The sequence below is a fragment of the Prauserella rugosa genome, assembly GCF_000719975.1.
GTDB lineage: Bacteria > Actinomycetota > Actinomycetes > Mycobacteriales > Pseudonocardiaceae > Prauserella > Prauserella rugosa.
The window spans coordinates 23,505-33,854 of the sequence record NZ_JOIJ01000028.1 but is presented as its reverse complement, the minus strand read 5'-3'; the positions used below and the strand labels follow the sequence as shown (position 1 = coordinate 33,854).

Below are 10,350 nucleotides of genomic sequence, written 5' to 3'. Positions count from 1 at the left end.
CCGAGCCCGCCAAGACCGAAACCCAGCGGCGGCAGTAGAAATTCCCCCAGAACCATTCACACCTAAAACTATACCGAACAAGTGGACGACCCACCATCAGCCTGCAGCGTGATAAACAAAAGCCAGGTTCGACGGGATAAAGCGAAGCGGAAAAACGCCATCCCAGAGACCTGCCCAGCCGGCGAGGCGAAAAACCCCGACGGCAAACCGCACCCACCAAATTAGCCCCGAATTGAAAAATCCCCGAGAACGAACCTCTCCCCGAGAACAAACCGCACCGACCGAAACCCGTCAATCCCGAATCATGCGAAGGGTGGGAAGTCCGGAGGGAATGCCGTTGGTGATGAGGGATTCGAGGGCTGTGGTGTCGACGTTCTCCTCGATGGTGTCGGCGAGGTTGTCGAGCATGGCTTCGCGGCGTTGGGTGAAGCCGGGGGAGTCGGTGGGTTGCCAGTCCACTCCGGACTGGGTGGCGGTTTCGGTGAGCCAGGCTCGGCGGAAGGTGTCGTTCTCGAAGATGCCGTGCCACATGGTGCCCCATACGGCGCCGGAGCGGAGTCCGTCGAGGAAGGGTTCGGCGTCGTGGTGGGGGTTGTGGTGGGCGATGCCGTGGTGGATCTCGTAGCCGTGGACGTCGTGGTCGCGCCAGCGGGCCGACGGGGTGGCGAGGGTCTTGTCCTCGTGGAAGGTGACGGACGTGGGCAGGAGTTGGAGGCCGGTGGCGGTGTGGGCGGTGGATTCGACGCCGTCGGTGATGGCGCCGCCGAGCATCTGGTAACCGCCGCAGATGCCGAGTACAGGCCTGCCGTGTGCGGCGCGGTGGCGCACCGCAGCGTCGAGTCCACGTTGCCGCATCCACTCGAGGTCGTCCACAGTGGACCGGGTGCCGGGGAGGACGGCGATGTCGGCGGCGGCGACGACGTCGGGGTCGGCGGTGACGGTGACGGCGACGCCGGGTTCGGCGGCGAGCGGGTCGAGGTCGGTGGCGTTGGAGATGCGGGGGAATCGGACGGCGGCCACGCGCAGCGTCGCACCTGCGCCGCGGCTGTGTCCGTCCCAGCCCGCGATGGCGAGTGCGTCCTCGGAGTCGAGCCACACGTCGTCCAGCCAGGGGAGTACGCCCAGCACGGGCCTGCCGGTGAGCTCGGTGAGCGAGGTCAGTCCGGGACGGAGCAGTCCTGCGTCGCCACGGAACTTGTTGACCAGGAACGCGGCGATGTGGGCCTGGTCGCCGGGATCGAGGATGCCGACGGTGCCGGCGAGTGCGGCGAGGAGTCCTCCGCGGTCGATGTCGCCGACGACGAGCACGGGAAGTCCGGCGTCGCGGGCCAGACCCATGTTCACGTAGTCGCCGTCGCGCAGGTTCGTCTCGGCGGGGCTGCCCGCGCCTTCGCAGACGACGACGTCGAAGCGTTCGCGCAGTTCGGCCAGTGCGGCGTGGGCGGCGCGTGCCAGCTCGCGACGCCCGGTTGCCCACTCACCCGCGTGGAGGTCACCCCAGGGGGTGCCGCGGAGCACGACGTGACTGCGCCGGTCGCCGCCGGGTTTGAGCAGAACCGGGTTCATGGCGGATTCGGGTTCGACGCCCGCGGCCACGGCCTGCAACCACTGCGCGCGGCCGATCTCGGAGCCGTCGGAGCAGACCATCGAGTTGTTCGACATGTTCTGCGCCTTGAACGGGGCCACGCGTACACCGCGCCGGGCGAGCCAGCGGCACACGCCGGCAGCCACTGTGGACTTTCCGGCATCCGACGTCGTTCCTGCGATCAAGAGGCCACCATGCACGCCAGCACGGTAGTCCACCCGATTCAGCGACCCCGGATTCGGGCAGTGGGCCCGTAGCCTGGGCCGGTCCTGAACGCACACCTTCAAGGGGATCGTCATGCCCGTGAAGTCCGCACCGTCCCGCGCGATGGCCCGCACGCTGGCGGTGGCCGCGACCTCGCTGACCGCTGCCGCGATGCTGCCCGCTGCGACCGCGACAGCTGCGGAGCCGTACGTCGTCGGCGGCAAGGAGACGGCGGTGGCCGACCACTCGTACGCCGTGTACCTCACCGACGACCGCGGCCGTCAGTTCTGCGGCGGCACGCTCACCTCGTCCAGGCAGGTCGTCACGGCGGCACACTGCGCCGACGCGATGCCGGCCGACGAACTCGGTGTGGTCGGTGGCAGGCAGGACACGCGCACCGACGAGGGGATCGAAGCGGGTGTGCGTGACGTGTGGATGCCCTCCGACTACGACAACCCCATCGAGGGCGACGACATCGCGGTGCTCAGCCTCGACCGCGCGATGCCGTTCCGCGTCGCCGAGGTCGCCGACGCCGGCGATGCGCAGCTGTACAAGGCGGGAACGAAGGCGACCGTGCTCGGCTGGGGCAGGGTCGAGGAGTCGGGAGAGCAGTCGACGACGTTGAGGTCGGCGCAGGTCCCCGTGGTCGACGACGCGACGTGCGCGGACGCCTACACCGCCTACGACAAGAACGCCATGCTGTGCGCCGGCTACCCGAAGGGCGGCGTCGACGCCTGCCAGGGCGACTCGGGAGGACCGCTGATGGTCGGCGACACGCTCATCGGCGTCGTGTCGTGGGGAGAAGGCTGCGCCAAACCGGGTAAGCCGGGCGTCTACACGCGCGTCTCGACGTACGAGCCGCAGCTCGGCGGGCAGGCCATCGACTCCTGAGCCCCAGGCTCTGAACTCGGCGCGGGGCCGCGCGGTCGCCTCCCGGCGATTTTCCGGTACGGCCGTGTCACACTGACGTCGTGACCGATCTGGTGACGCGCCGTGGCCCAGAGCTGACGGCCGCCGAACTGTACGACCTGCTGCGACTGCGCGTGGACGTGTTCGTCGTCGAGCAGAACTGTCCCTACTCCGAGCTCGACGGGCGGGACCTGTTGCCGACGACGTGGCACCTGTGGGCGCCCGGCGCCGACGGTGACGGCGTGGCCGGCTGCCTGCGGGTGCTGGCCGAGCCGGACGGCGCCGCGCGCGTCGGCCGGGTCGTGACCGCCCTGTCGGCCAGGGGGACCGGTCTGGGCGCACGTCTGATGGAGGCGGCCCTCGAGCACATCGGCGACGCCGAATCGGTGCTGGACGCCCAGACGTACGCACAGCCCTTCTACGCACGCTTCGGCTACGAACCCGAGGGTGACGAATTCGACGAGGACGGCATCCCCCACATCACCATGCGCCGAAAGGCTTGCTCATAGGCCCAGCGCCGAACGGCTCGGTCGTAGGCCCGCGTGTGGTCCGGCTGGGGCCGGTCCGGCGTTCGATACCGTGGCGGCATGCCCAGACGCCATCGTCGACAGCGGGACGAGCGGCCCCGTCCCGCTGTGAGCGGGTGGGCCCGTTCGGAGTCGTCGGACGACGGCGAATGGCTGGTCCGCACGGTGCCGGGTGCGCAGGCGACGAAGACGTACCGCTGTCCCGGCTGCGATCACGAGATCAATCCCGGTGTGCCGCACGTGGTGGCCTGGCCTGCCGACGAGATGGGTTCGGTGGCCGACCGCAGGCACTGGCACAACGGCTGCTGGAAGGCTCGCGGCAGGCGTGGTCCGACCCGGCGCCGCTGAGCGGGACGAAGTCGGGACGAACCCGCGACTCGGCCGCGTCGCGGTTCGCCCAGGCGACGGGTGATCGGGAACAATCGCCGCCATGGCCGATCTTCCTCTCGTCCTTCTGCACGCGTACCCGCTCGACGCCCGGATGTGGAACGCCGTCCGCGGCCCGTTGTCGGCCCACACCCGGGTGATCACTCCCGACCAGCGGGGCATGGGCCGCAGTCCGTTCCCCGAGTCGGATGCCGCGTCGGAGCCGAGTCTCGACGACGCCGCTCGGGACGTGGTGGCGCTGCTGGACCGGTTGGAGCTCGATCGCGTCGTGCTCGGCGGCTGTTCGATGGGCGGCTACCTGACGATGGCCGTGTTGCGCGCCGCGCCGGAGCGCGTCGGAGGGCTCGTCCTCGTGGACACGAAGGCCGAGGCGGACGGGGACGAGGCACGGGCGAATCGCCTGTCGGTGGCCGAGCGGGCCGAGTCCGAGGGCATCGGCGGCTGGCTGGCCGACGCCATGGTGCCCAACCTGCTGTCCGGCCACACCAGGGAACACCAGCCGGAGGTCGCCGCGCTCGTGCGCGAGCTCATCGAGTCGCAGCAGCCGGCGGGCGTCGCGTGGGCCCAACGCGCGATGGCGGCCAGGCCCGACTCGACCGACACCCTGCGCCAGTCCGACGTCCCCGCGCTGGTGCTCGTCGGGCAGCAGGACGGGCTGACGCCTCCGGACGCCGCACGGGCCATGGTCGACGCGCTGCCCGACGCCCGGCTGGTGGAGATCCCGAACGCAGGCCACCTCACCCCGCTCGAGGCGCCCGACGCCGTCGCCACGGCGATCACCGACTGGTATCCGGCCGGGTGAGGTAACGCCGCAGCCCCGCCACCGCCGCCTGCACCCGGCCCCGATCGCACAGCCCGGCCACCAGCTGCCAGCAGACGACGGACAGCTCGCGAAGGCGGACGAAGGGAGCGAGCACCTCCTCGTCGACGACCTGGTCCGCCACTCCGGCATACGCGGCCACCGCGGCCGCACCGTCGACCCGGCTCGTGCGCCGCAGCACTGCCAGGTCCCACGCCACGGGGCCGTTCCAGGCGTCCTCGAAGTCCGTCCACAGCCATCCGTCCTCGGTGCGCAGCAGATTGCCGGGGTGGGCGTCGCCGTGCAGCGGGTGGCGCGGCCCGGGACAGTGGCGGATCGCTTCGCCGAGGTCGTCGGCGTCACCGCGCAGTCGAGCGAGGGTGCCGGCGTCGAGCTCGCTGTCGGCGGAGAGCACCTCGAGGAGGCGATGCACCTCGGCGAGCGGCACATCGCTCGGCAGTCCCGGCCGTTCGGCGTTCGCCGGGCTGGGTGGGAAGGCCCGGATGGCGGTATGCAAGCGGGCGAGCGACCGTCCCACGGTGGCGGGAGACGGAACGGCGCCCGGATCGTGACGGACGTAACGCCAGAAGGTCACCGTCCTTCGGCCCACCCGATGGGGCCCTGCGGGCGGGTCCGTGGAGGGTGGGACGACCGGCACGCCCCGTGCCGCGAGGAAGGCGGCGAGGTCGACATCGCGGGCCAGCGCCAGGCCGGGATCGGGCCGGGCGACGGTCGTCAGCCGCGGTGTACGGGCGACCAGATCACCCATCCTCACCAGCACGTTCGCCCCAGTCGAGAGCACGGCCGGACTCCCGGTGGGCACCCCGTGCCGACGGGCCGCGGCGGTGGTCGCGGCGACGCACTCGGCCACCGTCGGAACCACCGCGACAGCCGCCATGGCGTGATCTTCCCAGCCGGTGCGTAGCGCCGAAACCGGCGACGGCTACGATCTGTCGTAGCCAACGTGGGTCCCCGCCCGTGGCGCAGCAAGGATCGGGGTTTGAAGTGCAGGAGGCAGGAGTGACGGCCGTAGCCCCCCAGCCGATCGCGACGCGCCCATACCCGTCGCAGAAGTCGGCAAAGGGTTCGTACCTGCTGAGTATGTTCCGCACGACGGATCACAAGCAGATCGGCATCATGTACATCGTCACCTGCTTCGCCTTCTTCATGATCGGCGGAGCGATGGCGATGCTGATCCGAACCGAGCTTGCTCAGCCGGGTCAGCAGTTCCTGTCCCAGGAGCAGTACAACCAGCTGTTCACCATGCACGGCACGGTGATGCTGCTGTTCTACGCGACGCCGATCGTGTTCGGCTTCGCGAACTTCATCCTCCCGCTGCAGATCGGATCGCCCGACGTGGCGTTCCCGCGGTTGAACGCCTTCTCGTACTGGCTGTTCTCGTTCGGCAGCCTGATCGCGCTGGCGGGCTTCATGACGCCGGGTGGCGCCGCTGACTTCGGGTGGTTCGCCTACACGCCGTTGTCGGATGCGATCCACTCCCCGGGTGTGGGTGCGGACCTGTGGGTGTCCGGTCTGATCGTGTCGGGTCTGGGCACGATTCTCGGTGCGGTCAACATGATCACCACGATCGTCTGCCTGCGCGCCCCCGGCATGACGATGTGGCGGATGCCGATCTTCACCTGGAACATCCTGGTCACCAGCATCCTGGTGCTGATCGCCTTCCCCATCCTCACCGCTGCGCTGGCGGGCCTCATGGCCGACAGGCTGATCGGCGCTCACGTGTTCGACCCCGCCAACGGTGGCGTGATCCTGTGGCAGCACCTGTTCTGGTTCTTCGGCCATCCCGAGGTCTACATCGTCGCGCTGCCGTTCTTCGGCATCGTGTCCGAGATCTTCCCGGTCTTCAGCCGCAAGCCGATCTTCGGCTACAAGGGGCTCGTGCTGGCGACGCTGGCGATCGCCGCCCTGTCGGTGTCCGTGTGGGCGCACCACATGTACGCGACCGGCTCGGTGCTGCTGCCGTTCTTCGCCTTCATGACGTTCCTCATCGCCGTTCCGACCGGTGTGAAGTTCTTCAACTGGATCGGCACGATGTGGAAGGGCTCGATCACGTTCGAGACGCCGATGCTGTTCTCGGCGGGCTTCCTCGTGACGTTCCTCTTCGGCGGTCTGACCGGTGTTCTGCTGGCCGCGCCCGCCATCGACTTCCACGTCTCGGACAGCTACTTCGTCGTCGCGCACTTCCACTACGTGCTCTACGGCACGATCGTGTTCGCCACGTTCGCCGGCATCTACTTCTGGTTCCCGAAGATGACCGGCCGGATGATGGACGAGAAGCTCGGAAAGCTGCACTTCTGGCTGACGTTCATCGGCTTCCACGGCACGTTCCTCGTCCAGCACTGGCTGGGCGCCGAGGGCATGCCGCGGCGTTACGCCGACTACCTGGTCTCGGACGGCTTCACGACGCTGAACACGATCTCCACGATCGGTGCCTACGTGCTCGGTGCCTCGACGCTGCCGTTCATCTGGAACGTCTTCAAGAGCTACCGGTTCGGCGAGATCGTGAACGTCGACGACCCGTGGGGCTACGGCAACTCGCTCGAGTGGGCCACCTCGTGCCCGCCGCCGCGGCACAACTTCACGGAGCTGCCGCGGATCCGTTCCGAGCGCCCCGCGTTCGAGCTGCACTACCCGCACATGATCGAGCGGCTCCACAAGGAAGGCCACATCTCGTTCACGGGTAAGCAGATCGACAACCCACATGCCAAGGACGCACCGTCGCAGGTCCTCACGAGGGCGGCGATGCCGGGAGAACACGACAAGGACAACGCGAGCGAACAGTGAGTAGTACCAGCACCCCCGTCCTGATCACCGCCACCGGTCCCGACAAGCCGGGCGTCTCGTCCGTCCTGTTCGCGGCCCTCACGGCGCACGGCGTCGAGGTCGTCGACGTCGAGCAGGTGGTGATCAGAGGACAGCTGGTGCTGGGCGTGCTCGTCGGGGTCGAGAGCGACCCCGAGGCGTTGCAGGAGGCCGTCGAACAGGCGATGGCCACCGTGTCGATGTCGGTGGACGTGCGCATCGGTGACGCCATCGGCACCGACCCGTTCGCCCCGGGCCGGCAGGAGTCGACGCACGTCATGACCCTGCTGGGCCGGCCGGTGACGGCCCGGTCGATCTACGCGGTGGCGGGCAAGCTCGCGTCCGTGCACGCCAACATCGACGGCATCCGCAGCATCGCCGACTACCCGGTGACGGGGCTCGAGGTGGAGCTGTCGGTCGAGAAGGACACCCCGGAGGCCGACGCCGAGCTGCGGTCGATCCTGGCCGACTTCGCCAACCGCGGCGGACTCGACGTCTCGATCCAGCGCGCAGGTCTGTCGCGGCGGGCGAAGCGGCTCGTGGTGTTCGACGTCGACTCGACCCTCATCCAGGGCGAGGTCATCGAGATGCTCGCGGCGCACGTCGGGGTCGAACCGCAGGTGCGGGAGATCACCGAGGCCGCCATGCGCGGCGAGATCAACTTCACCGAGTCGCTCGAACGACGCGTGGCGCTGCTCGAGGGGCTTCCCGAGTCGGCCATGGACGAGGTCGCCGACGCCATCGAACTGACGCCGGGTGCGCGGACCACGATCCGCACGCTCAAGCGACTCGGTTTCCAGTGCGGTGTCGTGTCCGGCGGGTTCATGCGGATCATCGACCGTCTCGTCGACGAACTGGGCCTGGACTTCGCCGCGGCCAACGAGCTCGAGGTGGTGGACGGCAAGCTGACCGGACGCGTGGTCGGCGAGGTCGTGGACCGCCCCGGCAAAGCCAAGGCGCTGCGGCGCTTCTCCGAGGAGTTCGGCATCCCGGTGCAGCAGTGCGTGGCGGTCGGCGACGGGGCCAACGACATCGACATGCTCTCTGCCGCGGGCATGGGCATCGCGTTCAACGCCAAGCCCGCGCTGCGCGAAGTGGCCGACGCCGCGCTGTCGTACCCGTACCTCGACGCCATCCTGTTCATGCTCGGCGTCACCCGTAACGAGGTCGAGGCCGCCGACGCGGCCGACGGCATGCCGCTCGTCCGGCCGTGACCGACCTGCTGGCCCCACTGGCGGCGCGGTACGCGTCGTGGCTCGGCCTGCCTGCGGAGGCCACGGCGGTGGTCGAGACCGATCCCGCCGAGGTCCGAGCCATGCCGGTCGTTCTTCGCCTGGAGAAGGCGACACCGCCGGAGCGCACGCCGCTGCTCGAGGCCGCCGCGACGGCCGCGCTCGCGGTGTGCCTGGACCAGCGGTGTGAACCCGGCGGGCCGTGGCACGAACCGATGCGCGATTGGCTCGCGGGGCACATCCGCAAGGTGTCGCGGCGTGCGCGTGGTGCGCACTGGGACGCCGTGCAGGAGCTGCCGGGGATCACCGTCGACCACGGCGGCGCCCAGGTGCGGGCGTTGCTGCCGGGCCGGGTCGCCGACCTGCCCAAGGAGGTCACGCGGCTGCAGGTGTCCGGTACGGACCTGCCCGCCGACGAACCCGGCTCCGCTCCCGACGACGTGCCGCTGCTGTTGCTCAACCCCGAGGTGCCCATGACGGCAGGCAAGTCGGCCGCCCAGGTGGGACACGGCACGATGCTGCTGGCCTCCGTGCTCGACGCGGCGGAGGTGGAGCGCTGGCGGCAGCGGGGCTTCGCGTGCGCCGTCCGGGAGGCGACTCCGCAGCAGTGGGCCGAGCTCGCTCCCGGCGACGATCCGGAGCAGGCGTGGCGCGACCACGGCGTCATCGCCGTCCGCGACGCGGGCTTCACCGAGATCGCCCCCGGCACCATCACCGTGCTCGCCCAGAAACGGGGCCTCTGAAACGCGCGCTCGGAACGCCGGCAGCGTGAAACGCGCCCTCTGAACACTTGTGCCCGGCGCGGGTTTGCCGTTCCGGCAACGACAGTCGCGCGCACGGGACCGTCCGTGGCAGCGTCGCACCCGTGGAACAGGCCTTCGACCGTGACTTCTGGGAACGCCGCTGGGACCAGGTGGTGCGCGAGCATCCCGAGGTCGTGGCGACCCGACCGCCCAACGGCCACCTGACCTCCGAGGTCGGCGAGCTGGAGCCGGGACGCGCGCTCGACGCCGGATGCGGCCACGGTGGTGAGGCGCTCTGGCTGGCCGCGGGCGGATGGCGGGTGGACGCCGTCGACTTCTCCCCGACGGCCCTGCAGGCCGGCCGCTCGGCGGGGCTCGAACTCGGGGCCGACGTCGCCGACCGGATCGCCTGGATCGAGGCCGACCTCGGCCGATGGTCGCCCCCGCCGCAACACTACGACCTGGTGGCGTGCCTGTACGTGCACATCGCCGGGTCGGTGGCCGAGTTCGTCACCCGGCTGGCCCGCGGTGTTGCGCCGGGCGGAACGCTGTTGCTCGTCGGACACCGGCCGATCGACCCGGAGACGGGTGCGGACACTCCGGCTGCCGGACAGGTGCAGGTGTCCGTGGGGGAGGCCGTCCAAGCCATCAGGGCACTCGAGGCGGCCGGTGGCTGGCGGATCGATGTCGCCGAGGAGCGCAGACGCGCGGGCGAGGGCAGCGGTGTCGACGCGGTGATCCGCGCCGTGGCGCCGGACCGGCCGTCGGCTCAGGCCGAGCCTTCGCCCGCCTTCCACACGACGTAGGCCTGGTCGGCGTCGGTGGTCATGGCCTCGACGAACGTCTCGTGGTCGAACCCGGGAAGGGTCTGCAGCCGTTCGATCAGCGCGTCGGCGGCGGGGTCGCCGCTCGGCACGGCGGTGCCGGTGCCGTCGGCTGCGGCGAGCATCAGGAAGACGTCTTCGTCCGACAGCCCCTCGGGGATCACGCGGACGACCACGGCGGCGAGGTCGTCCCAGTCGACGCGCTCCTCGGTGCCGTCGGCCAGCTGCCTGCGAACCCCGGTGTCGTCGACGCTGATGGCACGGGAATGGGCTGTGGAGGAATCGGGGGACACGAACTCTCCCTTGGGTTCGGAGTT

The 10,350-nt window shown here is 70.0% G+C and carries 11 protein-coding genes; 8 read left to right on the top strand and 3 right to left on the bottom strand.

Translation table 11 applies throughout. The features are described from left to right. Positions 1–291: 291 nt before the first annotated feature. Positions 292–1,770 carry a cobyric acid synthase gene (locus IF64_RS0123280; RefSeq protein WP_246134867.1) on the bottom strand — a complete coding sequence of 493 codons (1,479 nt, stop codon included), beginning with the start codon at positions 1,768–1,770 and terminating at the stop codon, positions 292–294. A 112-nt stretch (positions 1,771–1,882) separates the two neighbouring features. Between IF64_RS0123280 and IF64_RS0123275 the strand changes: the two genes are divergently transcribed. From IF64_RS0123275 to IF64_RS0123260, 4 genes are all read left to right on the top strand, one after another. Further along, positions 1,883–2,680, top strand: a complete 798-nt coding sequence (locus tag IF64_RS0123275) for a serine protease (protein WP_030534314.1) — start codon at positions 1,883–1,885, stop codon at positions 2,678–2,680. Positions 2,681–2,760: 80 nt separating this feature from the next. Further along, positions 2,761–3,207 carry a GNAT family N-acetyltransferase gene (locus tag IF64_RS0123270; protein ID WP_030534313.1) on the top strand — a complete coding sequence of 149 codons (447 nt, stop codon included), beginning with the start codon at positions 2,761–2,763 and terminating at the stop codon, positions 3,205–3,207. 78 nt (positions 3,208–3,285) lie between these two features. Then, positions 3,286–3,573 carry a hypothetical protein gene (locus IF64_RS0123265; RefSeq protein WP_030534312.1) on the top strand — a complete coding sequence of 96 codons (288 nt, stop codon included), beginning with the start codon at positions 3,286–3,288 and terminating at the stop codon, positions 3,571–3,573. An 82-nt stretch (positions 3,574–3,655) separates the two neighbouring features. Beyond that, positions 3,656–4,414, top strand: a complete 759-nt coding sequence (locus IF64_RS0123260) for an alpha/beta fold hydrolase (protein ID WP_030534311.1) — start codon at positions 3,656–3,658, stop codon at positions 4,412–4,414. Here IF64_RS0123260 and IF64_RS0123255 read toward each other — a convergent pair. After that, the gene (locus tag IF64_RS0123255; protein ID WP_051758108.1) at positions 4,389–5,309 is read right to left on the bottom strand and encodes a phosphotransferase enzyme family protein; all 921 of its coding nucleotides are present in this window, start codon (positions 5,307–5,309) and stop codon (positions 4,389–4,391) included. The genes IF64_RS0123260 and IF64_RS0123255 overlap by 26 nt on opposite strands. Positions 5,310–5,431: 122 nt before the next feature. Here IF64_RS0123255 and ctaD point away from each other — a divergent pair, with 122 nt between their 5' ends. The 4 genes from ctaD (at position 5,432) to IF64_RS25700 (ending at position 10,015) form a co-directional block, all read left to right on the top strand. After that, positions 5,432–7,216: an aa3-type cytochrome oxidase subunit I gene (ctaD, locus tag IF64_RS0123250; RefSeq protein WP_030534309.1), complete on the top strand. Its 1,785-nt coding sequence runs from the start codon at positions 5,432–5,434 to the stop codon at positions 7,214–7,216. After that, a complete protein-coding gene (gene serB, locus IF64_RS0123245) occupies positions 7,213–8,448 on the top strand; it encodes a phosphoserine phosphatase SerB (RefSeq protein WP_030534308.1) in 1,236 nt (411 codons plus the stop codon). The genes ctaD and serB overlap by 4 nt, the downstream gene beginning before the upstream one ends. Continuing rightward, the gene (locus IF64_RS0123240; RefSeq protein ID WP_030534307.1) at positions 8,445–9,209 is read left to right on the top strand and encodes an aminoacyl-tRNA hydrolase; all 765 of its coding nucleotides are present in this window, start codon (positions 8,445–8,447) and stop codon (positions 9,207–9,209) included. Before serB ends, IF64_RS0123240 begins: the two co-directional genes overlap by 4 nt. Before the next feature lie 122 nt (positions 9,210–9,331). After that, positions 9,332–10,015, top strand: coding sequence for a class I SAM-dependent methyltransferase (locus tag IF64_RS25700; RefSeq protein WP_051758107.1), 684 nt, complete (start codon positions 9,332–9,334; stop codon positions 10,013–10,015). Here the strand turns inward: IF64_RS25700 and IF64_RS0123230 are convergent. Beyond that, complete coding sequence (locus tag IF64_RS0123230; protein ID WP_145600660.1) at positions 9,979–10,326, bottom strand: hypothetical protein; 348 nt, start codon at positions 10,324–10,326, stop codon at positions 9,979–9,981. The genes IF64_RS25700 and IF64_RS0123230 overlap by 37 nt on opposite strands. Positions 10,327–10,350: the final 24 nt, after the last annotated feature.

Excerpts from the sequence above, each read along its gene's own strand:
- IF64_RS0123265 (WP_030534312.1), top strand. The coding sequence starts at position 3,286 with ATGCCCAGACGCCATCGTCGACAGCGGGACGAGCGGCCCCGTCCCGCT.
- IF64_RS0123255 (WP_051758108.1), bottom strand. The coding sequence starts at position 5,309 with ATGGCGGCTGTCGCGGTGGTTCCGACGGTGGCCGAGTGCGTCGCCGCG.
- IF64_RS0123275 (WP_030534314.1), top strand. The coding sequence starts at position 1,883 with ATGCCCGTGAAGTCCGCACCGTCCCGCGCGATGGCCCGCACGCTGGCG.
- IF64_RS0123260 (WP_030534311.1), top strand. The coding sequence starts at position 3,656 with ATGGCCGATCTTCCTCTCGTCCTTCTGCACGCGTACCCGCTCGACGCC.